General features: G+C 45.4%; 14 protein-coding genes and 1 tRNA gene. 4 read left to right on the forward strand and 11 right to left on the reverse strand.

The genetic code is table 11. The features are described 5' to 3' along the window. Positions 1-5: 5 nt before the first annotated feature. The 4 genes from L0U88_RS10715 to L0U88_RS10730 form a co-directional block, all read right to left on the reverse strand. A complete protein-coding gene (locus L0U88_RS10715; RefSeq protein ID WP_234866047.1) occupies positions 6-2,336 on the reverse strand; it encodes a hypothetical protein in 2,331 nt (776 codons plus the stop codon). A gap of 272 nt (positions 2,337-2,608) precedes the next feature. Next, positions 2,609-3,013, reverse strand: a complete 405-nt coding sequence (locus L0U88_RS10720; RefSeq protein ID WP_234866048.1) for a hypothetical protein — start codon at positions 3,011-3,013, stop codon at positions 2,609-2,611. 19 nt (positions 3,014-3,032) lie between these two features. Then, complete coding sequence (locus L0U88_RS10725) at positions 3,033-3,539, reverse strand: hypothetical protein (RefSeq protein ID WP_234866049.1); 507 nt, start codon at positions 3,537-3,539, stop codon at positions 3,033-3,035. 79 nt (positions 3,540-3,618) lie between these two features. After that, positions 3,619-3,702 (reverse strand) — tRNA-Leu (locus L0U88_RS10730). A gap of 206 nt (positions 3,703-3,908) precedes the next feature. Between L0U88_RS10730 and L0U88_RS10735 the strand changes: the two genes are divergently transcribed. Next, complete coding sequence (locus tag L0U88_RS10735; protein ID WP_234866050.1) at positions 3,909-4,481, forward strand: peroxiredoxin-like family protein; 573 nt, start codon at positions 3,909-3,911, stop codon at positions 4,479-4,481. A 5-nt stretch (positions 4,482-4,486) separates the two neighbouring features. Here the strand turns inward: L0U88_RS10735 and L0U88_RS10740 are convergent, their stop codons facing one another. The 6 genes from L0U88_RS10740 to L0U88_RS10765 form a co-directional block, all read right to left on the reverse strand. After that, complete coding sequence (locus L0U88_RS10740) at positions 4,487-5,509, reverse strand: WD40/YVTN/BNR-like repeat-containing protein (RefSeq protein WP_234866051.1); 1,023 nt, start codon at positions 5,507-5,509, stop codon at positions 4,487-4,489. A gap of 18 nt (positions 5,510-5,527) precedes the next feature. After that, positions 5,528-6,301, reverse strand: coding sequence for a hypothetical protein (locus L0U88_RS10745; protein ID WP_234866052.1), 774 nt, complete (start codon positions 6,299-6,301; stop codon positions 5,528-5,530). Beyond that, positions 6,291-6,725 carry an ABA4-like family protein gene (locus L0U88_RS10750; RefSeq protein WP_234866053.1) on the reverse strand — a complete coding sequence of 145 codons (435 nt, stop codon included), beginning with the start codon at positions 6,723-6,725 and terminating at the stop codon, positions 6,291-6,293. Before L0U88_RS10750 ends, L0U88_RS10745 begins: the two co-directional genes overlap by 11 nt. A gap of 34 nt (positions 6,726-6,759) precedes the next feature. Then, the gene (locus L0U88_RS10755) at positions 6,760-9,150 is read right to left on the reverse strand and encodes a TonB-dependent receptor (protein WP_234866054.1); all 2,391 of its coding nucleotides are present in this window, start codon (positions 9,148-9,150) and stop codon (positions 6,760-6,762) included. Positions 9,151-9,256: 106 nt separating this feature from the next. Further along, the gene (locus L0U88_RS10760) at positions 9,257-9,832 is read right to left on the reverse strand and encodes a Crp/Fnr family transcriptional regulator (protein ID WP_234866055.1); all 576 of its coding nucleotides are present in this window, start codon (positions 9,830-9,832) and stop codon (positions 9,257-9,259) included. A 5-nt stretch (positions 9,833-9,837) separates the two neighbouring features. Next, the gene (locus tag L0U88_RS10765) at positions 9,838-10,764 is read right to left on the reverse strand and encodes a phosphoribosylaminoimidazolesuccinocarboxamide synthase (RefSeq protein WP_234866056.1); all 927 of its coding nucleotides are present in this window, start codon (positions 10,762-10,764) and stop codon (positions 9,838-9,840) included. A gap of 90 nt (positions 10,765-10,854) precedes the next feature. Between L0U88_RS10765 and L0U88_RS10770 the strand changes: the two genes are divergently transcribed. After that, positions 10,855-13,572, forward strand: a complete 2,718-nt coding sequence (locus tag L0U88_RS10770; protein ID WP_234866057.1) for a TonB-dependent receptor — start codon at positions 10,855-10,857, stop codon at positions 13,570-13,572. A gap of 15 nt (positions 13,573-13,587) precedes the next feature. Further along, entirely contained in the window at positions 13,588-14,652 is a 1,065-nt protein-coding gene (locus tag L0U88_RS10775) for a fasciclin domain-containing protein (RefSeq protein WP_234866058.1), read from the forward strand. A 253-nt stretch (positions 14,653-14,905) separates the two neighbouring features. Here L0U88_RS10775 and ychF read toward each other — a convergent pair whose 3' ends face one another. Further along, positions 14,906-16,129 carry a redox-regulated ATPase YchF gene (ychF, locus tag L0U88_RS10780; RefSeq protein ID WP_434801958.1) on the reverse strand — a complete coding sequence of 408 codons (1,224 nt, stop codon included), beginning with the start codon at positions 16,127-16,129 and terminating at the stop codon, positions 14,906-14,908. A gap of 31 nt (positions 16,130-16,160) precedes the next feature. Between ychF and L0U88_RS10785 the strand changes: the two genes are divergently transcribed. Beyond that, the gene (locus L0U88_RS10785; protein WP_234866059.1) at positions 16,161-17,399 is read left to right on the forward strand and encodes a nucleoside recognition domain-containing protein; all 1,239 of its coding nucleotides are present in this window, start codon (positions 16,161-16,163) and stop codon (positions 17,397-17,399) included. The last annotated feature ends 9 nt before the right edge of the window (positions 17,400-17,408 follow it).

The raw sequence follows: 17,408 nt of genomic DNA on the forward strand, positions 1-17,408 counted from the left end.
TAGGGTTAAACTTGTTTCCATCCACCATTTTCACTCACCTCCCGTTGAACAATCTTTCTGGACAGTGGTGTTTTACTGCCGGATGGTGGCTGGTGAATTCTTCCTCCTTCTTCTACGGAATAGGTTCCCCTGATTGGTTCAGCCGGTTGGCTTATTTCGCGGGTAGTTACTGAAACAGGCGGCTGCAGGATGATTTCACGCGCTTTGGATTGGATATCACGTTTGATTACAACACCTTCATCTTCGGTGGATGGTACACTGATGGTAAGCGGTCCGTTTCCAATCATGTTTACCCATGGACCTGTCCATTCCATTCCTTTGGTGAATAAACTTCCTTTGACGATGACCCTTACCTGGTACTTGAAGAATGAGCGGATGGTAGCATCGGAACTGAATACCGACCAAAACCTGGGTGTTTCCTGGTCAAGATGGTTCCAGCTAAATTTCTGGGGTGGAAAGCGGGTAAGATCAGCACCGTTTTCATCTATTGCCTGGAAGGTTACTTCAACCAGTTGTTTGTTGTCTTCCAGTGCCACATTTAATCCAAGTGGTCCTACCCGGATTCGACCTGCTTCATCTGCTCTCACTTCCAATGTTACATCATTCATCAGGCTTCCGTTTTCTCCCGGATCCAGTACAATTTCATTGTCTTCAATTTGTACCCGCACAAAGGGGTTGGCAATTGGATCCGGCGGTTCCAGCATATGAACTTTCCGCCTGATAAAGGTTTTATCAGGTGTCCAGTTGGCTGGAGCATTGCTTACATCGGCCGCAGCTTTCTGTGTGGTTTCAACTTTCCAGGTGTCGGTAGGGGAGGAACTGCTGTCAAAATAATGGCCTACCCAGTTGATCTCACCGGAGGTGTTGGGATATCCAACTTCAACGGATACAAAGGAGACGGGTTCTCCAGCCCAATTGTTGGCAGGTTGTGGCCAGTTTACCACCGGCTTGATGATACGTGCCAGTTTTCTTGGCCAATCATCCATATAAACTGTCACGAAATATTTCTTCTCTGCGTCCGGATCTTTTTTCATTTCCTCAAAAGCTCCTTCCAGGTTGGAAGAAATGACATGATCCTGCAGATAAGCCAATTGCCTTTTCTCATGATAATTGAGATTGAGCTTGGTGCTGTCGCGACGATATTTCAAAGCTACACCACCACCCCAAAGTCCGAACAATCCGCCTGATGAACTGGCTTCAGCAGCCTGCACAGTAGGTTGTGGCGGATCAAAGATGATGCCTTTCGCCTGTTCCATAAATTTTTGCGAAATGAGATCGGTTTTTTTGTCAACATAGTCCTGGATTTTTTCCGCTCCGGGAATGGTCGGATCCACTTTTACATCCACTTCAATGCCACCGCTGATGCGCATGTTGTTAAACTCTGCTTTGATATCTGCAGAGAACCATAAGTACTTGCCTTTTGCATTGGCGGAGAAATGTTCAAAAATGCGGTCCCAGTTTCCTTTTATGGTGATCTCAATAATAGGTACCCAGAATTTCACTTTCATAGCCTGGCATACCCGCACAGGTGTGTATGCCATTTTGAATGCCTGGTAGAGAATACTGGCAGGATAGACACCCATCAATCCGGAGTAGGCATTTTGTCCCATTGGATCAATGGATCCATTGCCCTGTCCCTGCATATTGAAATACCAGGGGTCGAGGTTGCCATCCCGAACATTTCGTTTGTCAAAAGAGCGGGTAGTAAATCCTTTTTCTGTTATAAAGCGTGGCACTGGAACAGTTTCATAACGCAGTTGCCGGTTAGGAGCCGGCGGCCCGGCTGGTCCGGCAGGCGCACCCGGATTCACGGGTGTAGCCGGATTGGCAGGTGTTCCGGAAACGGGTTGTACTACAGATCCATCGGCATTGGGAGAGAGGTTGGAAATAGAGGTATGATTGGATGTGATTACCACCGGCCGGAAAATAGGTTTAACCCGGGAGCGGATACCCCAGAAAAAATCAACTTTTCCCTGGTACATATTGATGATTTCCTGCTGCCCTTCCTCGAGAACATGGTATGGAGGTGCTGCGGTAGTAGTTACTCCTAATACACCACCTGCTACTTCTCTGCTTTCACCTTCTTCCAGTCCGATATTGCCTTCACTGGTTTGCTTTCCTGCAAAGCGCAACATCAGGAACATCAGGTCTCCATCTTCCCGACCATTTTTGCGCGCAATATGAACATAGTTGGGTAGCCAGTAAAATACAGGTGGCTTGCCTTCATTTTGTAGTGCATCATTATTTACATCAGGATAATAGATGAGTTCGTACCCATCTTTGATGATAGGTTGAATCCCACCGGCCATGGTAGGACCCAAAGCGGTAGTTGCCATAACAATAAGTTTAATGTTTGGTAAATAGCGGGCGGACTAAATACAGCTGTAGCTAGGAACCAGAGTGGGGGTTAAATAGATGAATTTGGAATAGGGCGGAAGACTATAAAGATACGAAAAATGGAGGAGAACAAACGGTTGTTTTCATCCTCCTTTGCACGGGAAAAAGACCCTGCAGCAATCGTAAAAGATGAAGTGTTTATTTCGGAAAATACGGTGAAAAATCATGTATATCGATCGGATTTGTTTTAATCCATTTCTCTATTCATTCGCTATGTGCCGCTGCCTGAAATTTCCAGATTTTCAGTTACGAAATAAAGCGTAAAAGGAGGAATTTCCCATTCTCCGGCAAAAAATCCTTCTGATTGATATTGACCAGAATAATTTATATCATAAGCTGGTTCATCATCAAATACTTCCATTTCTCCTGAAAGAGAATTTCTTAAACATAGATTTGGATATTGTTTTGTGAAAAAGATATGCTTGTTTTCTATGAATCCAAAGATATTTCCAGCACTTCTGAATAAATGTTTTGTTTCCTCATCTGTAATGGTCCCAGTTATTTCTATTCCATTCATTTTTAAAATCAGTTCAAACTGTACGGTTTTGCCATGCATTTCCGGTGTATATCCATCTCCATAAGTGAATGTTCCACTCCACTTTCCAGCAATATTCATAGATGCGTTATTTTCTTATTTATTCTAATGTTGACGACAGATAAATTGATCCATTCTTCCTTTTCTCAATAAAAGTCATTGTGCATTTGCTATGATCCTTTTCACTATTTTCAGTAAAATCGAAGCCAAAATGTATCCCTTTGGGAATAGAGAGAACTATGTAGCCTGGTTGAATGTATTTCTTCTCGAAATCCAGTTTTAACTTAAGCAGTGCCACTATAGTTTGTTTAAGTGAAATCTTTTTTTTATCAAAAAGCCACCAATCTGTAATTTTTATCTTTTTGCCACCATCTAATCTTTGTGTAACATAATCCGAGAATATTGACTCCAGCCTGCTGTTCGAATCAAAATAAAACTCAAAATTTCCATATGTCCAGCATGATGAATCTTCCATGCTGTTATTTGAAAACCAATTTTCCGGCTTCAATCCTAAGTCTAATAATTCATTTTTGGAAGTTCCTAATTCGATTTTTCCAAAATCTCCTTTTTCAACCAGCTCTTTTAAATTCAATTTAATTTTTGCCATACACTAAATGAATTATGGTAAAACAAGAAACAAAAAACCCCTGATAGTTACACTATCAGGGGTTTCCATTTTTAACTCGTGCCCAGAACAGGAATCGAACCTGCACTCCCTTGCGAGAACCAGATTTTGAGTCTAGCGCGTCTACCAATTCCGCCATCTGGGCTTTTTCCGGTCTGAACCGGGTTGCAATATTACGGTCTGCTCCAGTTTCAGCCAAAATTTATTTGCAACATGATTTCCGGGGCAGTAGAAGTTTTACGAGGAAACTGACTATTTTTTTAAAAAACATGCCCAAAGTTACCAATTCGTCCGCCAGCTGACATAATTAACGCGTAAGCTGGTTTAGTTTTAACGTCACAACGTAAAAAAATGAAGCATTTACTTATCGGAGTTTTGCTGCTGGGTGCCCAGGTTCTCTATGCCCAGCCATCTGGCCTCCGGGTAGGAGAAAAGGCACCTGATTTCTCAGCAACTGATCAGCATGGTCAACTGGTGCAGTTAGAGAAACTGGTAAAGAAAGGACCGGTAGTCGTATTCTTTTACCGGGGACAATGGTGCCCTTACTGCAACAAACAAATCAAACAGATGCAGGATTCCCTTCAACTGCTCTCCGCAAAAGGAGCCAGCGTACTGGCGGTGAGCCCGGAAATTCAGGAGAATATCGCTAAAACAGTCTCCAAAACAAAGGCGGAATTCCCTGTGCTGCACGATGAAGGCCTGCGCATCATGAATGCTTATAAAGTCACTTATGCAGTTGACCCGGCTACCATTGACCGGTACAAAAAATTCAATATCGATTTTAATCAGGTGAATGGAACAAATGGTGCCAAACTGCCCGTTCCGGCAGTATATATCATCAAAAACGGGGTGATTAGTTATCGTTATTTCAACGAGGATTATACCAAACGTCCGAGTATCCGGGAATTGGTACAACAGCTATAGTTTTCTTAACGTATCAACTTTCCAATCCGGCCATTACCCCCAGCCAGGTAAACAGCCCTGCCGTCTTTTGCTTTTTGCACCACATGATACCCGACAGGTGAAATCAACGACCAGGTGCGGCCACCATCCCGCGACCAATCCACGCCCGATGTACCACAAGCTATCAATTGGTTGCCTCGCACATAACTTATGCCGGAACGATAGCCTTGTGGTGGCGCTGCTGCCTGCTGCCAGCTCGCACCCCCATCCCGTGTGAAACAAATATTACCGGTCCTTTCTTTGTCTTTTGCAAAATCACCACCTACTACTACCCAATGCCGTCCACCCCGTTTGCGGTTGGGATGTTTCAGGGCGATGGCATTCGCACCGGTGCTGGTTTCCCCCTGTTTTAACGGCAGCTCGAATGCCTGGCCAGCATAAAAGACCCGCGATTGTTTTCCGCCACTTACAAATATGGTTTCGGCTTTTTTTAAGGTCACGATATTTCCTCCGCTTGCTGCAAAAAACGCTTCGCCTTCCATGGGTGCAGGATAGGCAGTAGGATAGGGTTGCCAGCTTCTGCCGCCGTCTGCTGTACGCAATAGTAAAATCTTCCCATCTATGGGATCACCAACTGCCATGCCTTCGTCTTTATTGCGAAAATGCAGGGCATCCAGAAAAATTCCGGATCGATTATCCCGATACACTTCCTGCCAGCTTTCTCCTCCATCAAAGGTTCTCAATATCAATCCGGGTGAGTCCACTGCTAGTATTACTGCGGTTACTGCATCAAATGCTTCAATGTCTCTGAAATCTCTTTTCTCATGCCCCTTTACAGTCATCCACTGAAAACTCTTTCCTCCATCCGTACTTCTACCCACCGTTCCTTTATTTCCACTGACCCAAAGCAGCCGGTCATTCACTACGCTTAAACCACGAAAACTAATGCCTTCCTTGCCTGGTAATTCCTGGATTTTCTGCGCTGCCACATCCTGTAGCAAGAGCACGAATGACAGCATACCTATCAATTGAAAAACTGTTTTCCTCATCTCCCAAAGTTGGGAAATTTATCCTATCAACGGGTAACCTTTCAGTACCTGAACATATAGTAATACAAGAAACAGTAACCAACTTGCTGCAATCACCTGCATGGATCGTTTGCTGTGAATCATATAAAATCCAAGCAGAGGTAAGAGTTGCAACGAATGCATTCCAAAGAAATGGATCACCCGCAGATCACCGTGCACCTTGCTCCAGTTCAGTACCAGATAGCCTTCGCCGCCATCCAATCCGCCTATGCTGTGCTGATTGATGATGGACATATGTGCCCCCTGAAAGGCAGACAATACAAAAAATAAAATGCCCAGTCGGATGCCCCAGATATAACCCTGGTTCATCCAGAGTGGAAACTCCTTTTGTTTGAAAAACAAATACCCGATATAGGCTGTCCACAAGGTGAAAATAGTGATGGCCAATCCCATTGCCTGGTATAAAATTGCATTGGTCCAGCTGCTGATATTGAAATGAGAGGCCTGTCCAACTGCTGCCTGATAGGTGATGATACCAAGCTCCACGATCATTGTATAAACCACCACCCAACTGTAGCGCCTAACCGCTTTTTGATTTTTCAGGTACACCATCAGCCAGGCCATAGTAAACATGGCTATTGCAAGCGAAAGGTGAAACTTCATTGGTTTGATCCAGGCCCTAACGCCACCCACTTCAAGCGGACTCAGCATTGCCAGCAACCCGCAAACCAGGGCGCCGGTCAAACTCACGGCACCCACATAAAACAGTACCTTGTTCCGGCTTTTCAGTTTTAGTATAAATTCATTCAACATCGATCCAATAGTTTTTGGTGCGCGCCCAACGGATCAGGAGATACAGCAATAAGCCTACTGGTCCCAGCATGAAAGTAAAAAACAGGCAGGGCAGGAGCAACGCTATCCCGATACCATTTTTACGCGCATTGTTGACAATAAAAATGCCGGTCAGCAGATCAAACGCCAGGTAATGTACCCAACCCGCCAACAACGCTTCACGGTTGACAAAGAGCGCAGCCACACCATCCAGGGATCCAAAACTATCAGGCTGCATTCCTCCGAAATTTTTGGCGATCAGCCAGGTATAAAGAAGACACATCAGTAGAATGATTGTTCCGATTAAAGCCCTGGATATCCAAAGTGTTTTGTGAAAGATGGCTAGCAGGATCCAGCCTATCATGGCCAGGGTGCTGCTGATTTGAAACAACTGATCGGCATGCATAAGATTTGTTTTTCCGAATGTACTATTTGTAAGCCTAGAATTGCACCCGGTACAATAAATCAGGAAAGAAGCCTAACTGGTATACATTGCCGATTCCACCTCTTTGGGCGTTGTACCTTCGTAGGAAAATATTTTCACGGTTGGATACATTTTGCAGATCAAGATAAAATGTCTGGCTCAGTTTGCGCTTTTTACTGTTGAGTCGATACCCGAATTTCAGGTCGAGCCGCAGATAAGCATCAAGCCGCTCGCTATTGTAACGGCGCTCATCCAGGATTTCCCTGCCGGCCAATTGGGAAGCGGCCAGGTCTACCGGTGTGGCATATCGCCCGCCAACAGTGCTGAAGCGGCCATCAACCGTGAAGGCATTGCGCCTGTCTTTTCCAAGTTTCCATTCTTTTCCTCCCAATACATTCCATACATATCCATAATTGAAACTGGTATTTCGTTCTATGTTATCACTTCCCTTGTATTTGGAATCAAACAGCGAAACCGTATTCAGTACATACCAGCCGTTCTGCAGAAATTTTTCCAGGGTAATTTCCAATCCGTAATTCCTGCCGGTTCCTTCATTCACCAGTCCGGCTTTTCTTGGAAACGCAAAGTCAGCACCACTGTTCAGGATAGAGAAGCCGGATGAAATTGACTCTACAGGTACATCAAACAGCTGTTGATAATAGGCTTCCGCTTTGGCTCTCCAGTTGTTTCCAAACCGTTTTTCCAATCCGGCTACAAAATGATGTGCTTTCGTGAAATCAAGCTGTGCATTTCCGCTATTGTACTTTCCCGTGGCTTCATCGTATTCCTGGTAGAGATAAACCGGGAAGGGCTGGGTTTGCGCGTGTAAACCGTAAGACATATATAGATTCCATCCGCCTTTGGGTAACCAGCTCACCGATGCCCTTGGTTCCAGTATGGAGCTTTCATTAAAACTGAAATATTGTCCGTGTAATCCTGCTGTAATCAGCCATTGCTCCGCTGGCTTATACCTGGTTTGCGCATAAACCTGCCACAAGCTATAACGCTGGTTATATTGATTGAGTAATTGGAAGGGTGCATTCGCATCCTGTCCTTCGCGATCTTGCAGGAAGGAGTTCAGCCGACTCATTTCTCCCGTTAAACCCGCCCTCCAGGATAGTTTGGCATTCAGTTTCTGATTGATATAACTGCTAAGGTTAACCGAATTCAAAGTGTTCTTTCGCTCTGTAATCTGCCATCTGCCCTGATAGGGCGGAACAGGATTCGGGTATTGGTAATTGTCAAACTGATCCCGCTGGTATACATAGGCAACGGATGTTTTCCAGTAGGTGCGCTCATTCAGATCCCGCTGGTGTTTGATACCTGTCGTATTCATCCTGTTACGTACATATCCATCCTGGTCCTGCCTTGCATAAAAATCACTGGTGTCGATATCCTTTCCGATAAAATCAATAGCACTTACACCCCCCATGCCATAAAGCGAAACCTGTCCCCATTTGCCTTTGGCCGATTGAAAATTAAATACCCAGTCCTGGTACTTGGGTACCGCATCAGTTCCTACGTTCAATCCAATGGATTGTGCTAACTGCACAAAGGAGTAGCGATAGCCGATCATATAAGAGGCACCTTTCCGCTGTTTGCCAAGTGGTCCTTCCGCCATTAGCTCGAGGCCACTAAACAGATTAAGTTGTGTTGTAAACTCATGTGTATATGCATTGCCTGCTCTGAGTTGCAGATCAAATACTGCCGCGGTTGCATTCCCATATTCTGCCGGGAAAGCACCTGTATAAAAATCTGCCGACTTAAGTGCATTGGTATTGAGTATGGTTACCGGTCCGCCGGTTGTACCCAGACTAGCGAAATGATTGGGGTTAGCAGCGGGTACACCTTCCAGTCGCCATAAAACGCCGGTAGGTGAGTTGCCTCTTACCACAATATCATTTCGATTATCATTATTTGAAATCACACCTGCGAAATTGCTTACCATTTTGGATGGATCATTCCGACCTCCGCTGAACCTTGTTACTTCTTCCATATTGATGGATCGGTTGCTGCCGATGGCATATTCGTTGGAAGCAATTCCTTTTTTCAATTTTGGAGCCTTTACGGTTACTTCCGCCAGGGTATTGACCTGCTGCTCCAGCCGGATATCCAATTGTACTTCCTTTCCGGTAGTAAGCAGGATTTCATGTAACAGGGCGGAACTGTAGCCAATATAATCCACCCTTAGTTGAATACGGCCAACCGGAATACCGGTGATGACAAACCGACCATCTTCGTCAGAGAGTGTTTGTAAGGAACTGCTATTAATCTGAATAGTTGCTCCCTGTAGTGCCTGCTCCGAGATACGGTCGGTGATCCGGCCACGAATGGTCTGGGTCGGAGTTTGTGAAAAGCTAGTGATGGATAGGCTCATGAATACCCATAGGAAAAGTCTTGCTAACATAGTGCTGGTTTTGATAGCAAGTTATTTCCAGTCGGTGCCCTTTTCCATTAACATATATCAAGAAGCCAGATCATATCAACGATCTTGATATTTATCAACGAGGTAACTAGCGGATCATTTTTTTTCGAATGCGGCTGAGGTGCTCCGGACTGATACCTATAAAGGAAGCCAGCATGTATTGAGGAACTCTCTGGATTAGATGATATTGATTGTCTATGATATACTGGTACCGGTCTTCCGGGCTCAGTGTGAGTAAACGCGTATTGTAACGGGAAATCAGAATGAACAATCCCTCCGCAATTTTTCTGCCGGCCTGGTTATAGATTGGATAGTTCCGGTAGAGATCCTGCATTTTTTCATAAGGAAGGTTGATGATTATTGTATCCTCCAGTACATCCATGGATTGAGAGGCTGGCGACTGGGTCAGGAAGCTATCATATTCACTTAGGTATTCCCCTTCTTTGGCAAATCCCGTACAGATTTCCCGTCCATCTACCGTATAATACAAACGGGCTAATCCTTTATGGATATAATAAACGCCTTTACAGTTTTCTCCTTCCCTGCAAACCAGGGACCCTTTGGGATACGATTCAATCACCAGCCTGTTTTCCAGCTGCAGCCATTCTTCATCAGAAAGTTTCGGAATCAGTTCCTGGTAATATTGCCGGATACCATCAAACATCGTGCTTACAACAAATGCTCCAGTGATTTTTCAATTGCAGCCTGTGTCTCTTCGGTTGTCCAGGCTTGTGGAATAAAGGTTTCGCCGATCACCTGCTCGTATAATTGAATGTATCGTTTGCTGATGGTGTCAATCCATTCAGGTGTCATCTCAGGAACCGTTTGTCCTTCTTTACCCATGAAATTGTTTGCGATCAGCCATTCCCGCACGAACTCTTTACTGAGCTGTTGCTGTTTTTCGCCCTTTGCCTGCCGTTCTTCAAATCCATCGGCAAAAAAATACCGGGAGGAATCGGGGGTATGAATCTCATCCATCAGGTAGATGGTATCACCTATTTTCCCAAATTCATATTTGGTATCTACGAGTATCAGTCCGCGTTTGGCAGCGATCTGTTTACCTCTTTCAAAAAGGGCGAGGGTATATTTTTCAAGTATCTTCCAATCTTCGGCGCTTGCCAACCCTTTCGCAATAATTTCTTCTTTGCTGATATCCTCATCATGCCCTTCGGATGCTTTGGTGGAGGGTGTAATGATAGGAGTGGGGAAGTAATCGTTTTCCCTTAGTCCTTCCGGTAATGCAACGCCACAAAGTGATCTTTTTCCGCTGTTATATGTTCTCCATGCATGACCGGTAAGATTGCCTCGAACTACCATTTCAATTTTGAAGGGAACACATTTTTTTCCTATCGAAACATGGGGAGCAGGGGTTTCCAGTAACCAGTTGGGGCAAATGTCGGCAGTAGCTTTCAACATGTATGCAGCTATCTGGTTTAATACTTGTCCTTTATAAGGGATGGGTTCTGGTAAGATGACGTCAAAAGCGGAAATCCTGTCGGATGCGATCATTACCAATAAGCGGTCCTGGATGGTGTAAACGTCCCGCACTTTTCCTTTGTAAAAGGCGGTTTGTGTGGGGAATTGAAATGGTGCCATTTCACGAAGTTATAATCCGTTTGGAAAAAAACGGTACGGAATTAATAAATCCTTATTTTGCTCACGAATAACACATAAAACCTACATGGTATGAGAAAAAGCAACAGCTATCTTGCCATGATGCTGTTGGCTCTGTTCACTTCGATTGCTGCATTTGCCCAAACCGTTACCGTAACAGGAAACGTAAAAAACAGCTCGAACGCTGACGTGGTGCCAGCCGTATCAGTTACGATCAAAGGAACCTCCAGTGGTACCTTTACAGATGACAAAGGAAATTTTAGTCTGACAACTTCCCAAAAACCCCCATTTACCTTAGTGTTCACATCCATTGGATTTGATCCGCTCGAAGTAGTGGTGAACAATGCCAGTGATGCTGTGAATGTAAACCTGGCTCCCTCCAGCTCCCTGGGTACTGAAGTAGTAGTATCCGCCAGCCGGGTTCCTGAAAAAATCCTGGAATCACCTGTATCTATTGAACGGGTTAGTTCCGCTGCAATCAGAGTTTCACCTGCTGCCAGTTATTACGATATCGTCGGCAGTTTGAAAGGGGTGGACATGGTTACTTCTTCACTCACTTTTAAAACGCCTACCACCCGTGGTTTTGCGGGTAGTGGTAATACCCGTTTCAACCAGTTGGTGGATGGAATGGATAACCAGGCGCCCGGCCTGAATTTCTCAGTGGGTGCTATCATTGGTTTATCCGAACTGGATGTTGATAATATGGAATTGCTGCCTGGAGCGTCCTCTGCGTTGTATGGTCCGGGTGGTATGAACGGAACCCTGCTGGTTTCCAGTAAGAATCCGTTTAAGTACACCGGTCTTTCCTTCCAGGCAAAAGCCGGTATTATGAATACCGATAGTCGCTATCGGGGTGCTTCCGGTTATCATAACTGGGCGGTTCGCTGGGCAGAGAACATTAAGGATAAGTTCGCATACAAGATCAATGCGGAATTTATCCATGCGAAAGACTGGCTGGCTGCTGATCAGCGCAATTTCGTTGGTCGCCAAAGCGGTCGTGGATTACCAGGTCCTGGTACCCGCACTACGGACCCCAACTATGATGGTGTAAACATCTATGGAGATGAAACAACAATTGATATCCGGTCAGCAGTTTTTCCGGCAATTGCCCAGGCTGCACCTTTCCTCGCGCCTTATATTCAATCCCTGGGTAACAACCCGATTAATGTGAGCCGTACTGGTTACAATGAAGCCGATATCATTGACCCCAATACCCTGAATTTCAAATTGAGTGGTGCGCTTCATTATAAAATAACTCCCAAACTGGAAGCTGTGCTGGCTGGTAGCTGGGGTACAGGTAACTCCGTGTACACCGGATCTGACCGGTATTCTTTCCGGGATTTCAAAATGGGGCAATACAAACTGGAATTGAATGCGAAAAACTGGTTTGTACGGACTTACACCACACAAGAAAATGCAGGACAATCGTATAATGCTACCGTTACAGCACGTCTGTTGAATGAAGCGTGGAAGCCTTCCACAACCTGGTATCCGGAGTATAGCCAGACCTACCTGGCGAATCTCTTAGCCGGACAGGATAACCAGACTGCGCACAATAATGCCCGTGCTTTTGCAGATCGCAATCGCCCTGCACCAGGCTCTGACCAGTTCAAGCAATTGTTCGACCGGGTTCGTTCCATTCCGATTTCCAGCGGTGGTGGTTTGTTCATCGAGAAATCTGACCTGTATTTTACAGAAGCTCAATACAATCTTTCTGACTGGACCGGCAAATTTGCTGATATCCTGATCGGGGGTAACTGGCGTCAGTATGTTCTGAATTCAGAAGGTACCCTGTTTACGGATTCTGCTGCTCCCATTAAGATCAACGAAGTGGGTGCTTATATCCAGGCCACCCGTCGTCTATTCAATGATGTATTGAAACTTACCTTCTCTGGTCGCTATGATAAAAATGAAAACTTCGAAGGTCGTTTTACACCAAGGGCTACTGCGGTTGTAACGGTTGCTAAGAACAACAATATCCGTTTGTCTTACCAGTCAGCGTATCGTTTCCCTTCTACGCAGCAGCAATTCATTAACCTGAACGTTGGTGGTGGGGTGCAGTTGATTGGTGGAGACAAGAGTTTCCAGAACTTCTACCAGTTCGACCGGAATCGTCCTTACGCTTTGACGAATCCGTCCCAGCTGCATGATTTTAAAACCTTCAAACCGGAGTCTGTAACCTCTTATGAACTTGGTTATAAAGGTCTGCTGGCAAATGGAAAAATCCTGGTGGATGCCTATGGCTATTTTGGCCGATATCAGAATTTTATTGCGCGTACACTCATCGGACAAACAGCAACTGTTGGAGGAACACCAAACCCTGCAACCGATCGTAAGTTCTCTGTTCCCGTGAACATTGAAGACGATGTTACCACCTATGGATTTGGTATTGGAATTGACTATCGTTTCGTACGTGCCTGGACGTTGAGCATGAATCTTTCATCCGACCGTTTACAGGATGTGCCTGCAGGGTATATCGCATTCTTCAACGCGCCTAAATACCGCTTCAATGCAACCCTTTCTAATTCAGGATTTGGTACTGACAAGCGTATCGGCTTCAATGTTAGCTACCGGTGGCAGGATGCTTTCTTCTATGAAGGTGATTTCGCAAACGGTGATATAGCAGCCATCCATACAGTAGATGCACAGGTGTCTTACAAACTGCCAAAAGTGAAAAGTGTGGTTAAACTGGGTGGAAACAATATCCTGAACCAGTACTACTTCAATGCACTTGGTAACAGTTTTGTAGGTGGACTGTACTATGTATCCTTCGGTTACAACATTTATTAATGGAAAAATTATTCTATGCTTACGTCATTTAAAAAATATACAGGTATCGGGCTGATGTCCCTGTTGCTGCTTGGACAGATCACAGCCTGTAACAAGATTCCGGAAGCGGAAGAGATTGTGCCGGGATCGAATCCAGGTCAAACCATATTTGAGATCGTTAATACTGATCCTCAATACTCTATTCTGAAAGCAGCTGTAACCAAGGCGGGAGTGGGGCCGTTGCTGAACAAACGGGATAACAAGCTCACGTTGTTTGCTCCAAATAATGATGCCATGACCCGCTCTGGTATTTCTGAAGCCGTAATTGGTGTATTACCTGCTGCACAGCTGGCTGCAATTCTGAGTTATCATGTGATTCCACAGGAGATTGCTTCTGCTGCGATTCCTGGATTGCCATTACCGAATATCCAGATGCCTAGTTTACTGCAGCCGCTGGCAAGCCAGCCCTTGTTTAAAATGCCCATTTTCCCATCGAAAAGGCCAACCGGAGCATTCGTGAATAATATTCCTATCACGGCAGTGGATAAACGTGCTGCGAATGGTTACATCCATGATGTGTTTGCATTGGTAGCACCTCCTGACAGAACGATGAAAACGCTGATCGCTGGTCAGGCAGACCTGAGCTTTTTACGTGCGGCGATTGCCCGCGCTGATGAAGGTCAGACTGGTTTGAACCGGATTGATTCGCTGCTGAACTATCCCTTCCCGAATATTACGCTGTTTGCACCCAATGATGATGCCTTTAAAGCAGCATTGACCTTGTTGGGGGCACCTCCGGTGGTGGAAGCGTTTGCTGCGCTGCCACCAGAGACCGTTCGTGGTATTCTGGCTTATCATGTACTGGCGGTAAATGGTACACCTGCTTTCCGTGTATTTAGTCCCAACCTGGTTAGTGGTACAGTTGAGACCCTGATTGGTCCATCACCCATGCCTCAATTAACCATTGATGCCACCAATCCGATGGCACCAACCGTAAAAGGTCGGATTAACCCTACACCTGCCAATGTGGTAGCAGCTGATTTGAATGCGGTTAATGGCGTATTACATAAGATTGATCAGGTATTGATACCGCAGATGTAAGGAACGTGAGACGTGAGATGTGAGACGTCAGAAAGCTACTTCATAATTCACACTTCATACTTCATAATTGAAAGGCCCTCCTTGCGGAGGGCCTTCGTCATGGGGAACGTTATTTTCTATTGGGTCGTTTCAACAAAGATGCATCAGAAGATGCTATGCGTTTATTGGTTTCAGTTATAATAAAGAATGTTCAAATTTAGGGGTTTTCCGTCTCACTTCTCACGTCTCACATTTCACCTCCGACTTAACGTCGTTAGACGTTAAATCGGAAATGCATCACATCTCCATCTTTCACCAGGTATTCTTTCCCTTCGATTCTGAGTTTGCCGGCATCGCGACAGGCAGCTTCTGAACCGTAGTGAATGAAATCTTCATACGCAATCACTTCGGCCTTGATAAATCCTTTTTCGAAATCAGTGTGGATTACGCTGGCAGCCTGTGGTGCTTTCCAGCCTTCCAATATGGTCCATGCACGTACTTCCTGCACTCCGGCAGTAAAATAGGTCTGTAATTTCAGGAGTTTGTAAGTGGCGCGGATGAGTTTGTTCAATGCGGGTTCTTTCATTTTGTATTCGTCCATGAACAGGGCGCGGTCATCAGGATCTTCCATTTCTGCAATCTGCTGTTCAATGGAGTTGTTCATTACAATTACTTCAGCACCTTCTTTGGCTACGGCTGCTTTCAGGGCTTCTGAAAATTTATTGCCGGTATGCATGGATGGTTCATCCACATTGGCAACATAGAGTACAGGCTTCTCAGTCAGCAGGAAGAGATCTGCAATCGCTGTCCGATCCTCTTTGCTTAAGCCTAACTCGCGGATATTTTTTCCTTGTTCCAGGTGAGCGTGACAGCGTTTCAGTATTTCAAGTTCAGCTTTTGTTTTGGCATCGCCGGTCTTGGCCATTTTTTCAGCCCGCTGTAATTTTTTCTCCACACTATCCAGGTCTTTCAGCTGTAATTCCGTATCGATGATGTCTTTATCACCAACGGGATTAATGGGGCCCTCATCACGCAGGATATTTTCATCCTCAAAACAACGAATCACATGTACGATGGCATCCACTTCACGGATATTGGCCAGGAATTTATTACCAAGTCCTTCTCCCTTGCTGGCTCCTTTTACAAGTCCGGCAATGTCCACAATTTCAATCTGGGTGGGAACTGTGCGATTGGGCTTTACCAGTTCGGCCAGTTTGTCAATTCGTTCATCGGGCACATTTACCAACCCTACGTTCGGCTCAATCGTACAAAAGCGATAGTTGCTCGCCTGCGCTTTTGCACTGCTGCTCACTGCATTAAAAAGGGTGGACTTGCCCACATTCGGTAATCCTACTATTCCTGCTTGTAATCCCATGCTTCCAGTATTTACGTTTTTCGCGCCGCGAAGATAAGGAAATCCCGCTTCACCCGACCGGTGCCACCGGTCGGGTGGCATCCGTCCAGGCGGATGAATAAAATTCCTATCTTCCCAATTCATAATTCATAATTCAGAATTCATACTTCATCGGATGGCTTTAAATATTGTCTGGATCGCATTTTTTGTCATAGCTTTTGTAGTTGCCCTGATTAAACTGATTTTTGAAGGGGATGTGGATATATTCAAACGCCTGGCCGATGGGGTATTTGACTCAGCGAAATCTTCGGTATTGGATGTAGCTTTCCCCCTGGCCGGAACCATGGTTTTTTTCCTGGGATTGCTCAACATTGCAGAAAAAGCAGGCGCAGTGCGTTTCCTGGCCCGGTTTCTGAACCCGCTGATGAAGCGGATCTTTCCAGAAGTGCCAAGCGGTCACCCGGCACAGGGACAAATGGTTATGAATTTCTCTGCCAACCTGCTGGGGCTCGATAATGCGGCCACCCCATTCGGACTTAAGGCCATGGAAAGCCTGCAACAGCTCAATCCACAAAAGGAGAAGGCCACGAATGCCCAGATTATGTTCCTGGTGCTGCACACATCCGGACTTACCCTCATTCCCTTAACAATTATTGCCTATCGCGTTTCTGTTGGAAGCATACAGCCCGCAGCCATCTTCATTCCCTGTGTTCTGGGTACCATGATGACAACCCTGGCTTCGGTAATTGTAGTAAGTGTTTGGCAACGGATCAAATGGGACTGGGTACTGTATGCCTGGGTAGCAGCAGCTATTGCATTTGTTGGAGTTCTGCTGTATTATGTAGGCGGACTAGATACAGCCGGTAAGGAAACTTTTGGAAAGGTCGTAGGAAATGTATTGCTGATGGTGATTATTCTTGGGTTTATTCTTGGAGGCGTGTGGAAAAAAGTGAATGTATTTGATGCCTTTATTGAAGGTGCCAAAGGAGGATGGGACGTGGTGCTGAAGATCATTCCGTATCTGGTTGGTATGCTTGTCGGTATCCGGGTATTCCGTGATTCAGGTGCGCTTGATTATGTTGTACGCTTTTTCTCCTGGATCATCGGTTCTTTGGGATTTGATACCAAATTCGTGGATGCATTACCGGTAGCGATCATGAAACCCTTCAGTGGGAGTGGAGCAAGAGGTATGATGCTCGATATCTTCAAAAATCCTGAACTGGGTCCGGATTCTTTTGCCGGTTTAACGGCCAGTATCTTCCAGGGTTCTGCAGATACAACTTTCTATATCATTGCGCTTTATTTCGGAAGCGTGGGTATCAAAAATGTCAGGTATTCCATCTGGGCAGGTATGATCGCTGATTTTATCGGGGTGATCGCTGCTATTTTTATTGCCTATATATTCTTCACCTGATAACAACAG

The sequence above is a fragment of the Flavihumibacter fluminis genome (assembly GCF_021491375.1).
Classification (GTDB): Bacteria; Bacteroidota; Bacteroidia; order Chitinophagales; family Chitinophagaceae; genus Flavihumibacter; species Flavihumibacter fluminis.

Coding starts and splice junctions, on each gene's coding strand:
- L0U88_RS10740 (WP_234866051.1), bottom strand. CDS start 5,509: ATGAGGAAAACAGTTTTTCAATTGATAGGTATGCTGTCATTCGTGCTC.
- L0U88_RS10755 (WP_234866054.1), bottom strand. CDS start 9,150: ATGTTAGCAAGACTTTTCCTATGGGTATTCATGAGCCTATCCATCACT.
- L0U88_RS10735 (WP_234866050.1), top strand. CDS start 3,909: ATGAAGCATTTACTTATCGGAGTTTTGCTGCTGGGTGCCCAGGTTCTC.
- L0U88_RS10720 (WP_234866048.1), bottom strand. CDS start 3,013: ATGAATATTGCTGGAAAGTGGAGTGGAACATTCACTTATGGAGATGGA.
- ychF (WP_434801958.1), bottom strand. CDS start 16,129: ATGAATTGGGAAGATAGGAATTTTATTCATCCGCCTGGACGGATGCCA.
- L0U88_RS10760 (WP_234866055.1), bottom strand. CDS start 9,832: ATGTTTGATGGTATCCGGCAATATTACCAGGAACTGATTCCGAAACTT.
- L0U88_RS10775 (WP_234866058.1), top strand. CDS start 13,588: ATGCTTACGTCATTTAAAAAATATACAGGTATCGGGCTGATGTCCCTG.
- L0U88_RS10725 (WP_234866049.1), bottom strand. CDS start 3,539: ATGGCAAAAATTAAATTGAATTTAAAAGAGCTGGTTGAAAAAGGAGAT.
- L0U88_RS10770 (WP_234866057.1), top strand. CDS start 10,855: ATGAGAAAAAGCAACAGCTATCTTGCCATGATGCTGTTGGCTCTGTTC.
- L0U88_RS10785 (WP_234866059.1), top strand. CDS start 16,161: ATGGCTTTAAATATTGTCTGGATCGCATTTTTTGTCATAGCTTTTGTA.
- L0U88_RS10715 (WP_234866047.1), bottom strand. CDS start 2,336: ATGGCAACTACCGCTTTGGGTCCTACCATGGCCGGTGGGATTCAACCT.
- L0U88_RS10765 (WP_234866056.1), bottom strand. CDS start 10,764: ATGGCACCATTTCAATTCCCCACACAAACCGCCTTTTACAAAGGAAAA.
- L0U88_RS10745 (WP_234866052.1), bottom strand. CDS start 6,301: ATGTTGAATGAATTTATACTAAAACTGAAAAGCCGGAACAAGGTACTG.
- L0U88_RS10750 (WP_234866053.1), bottom strand. CDS start 6,725: ATGCATGCCGATCAGTTGTTTCAAATCAGCAGCACCCTGGCCATGATA.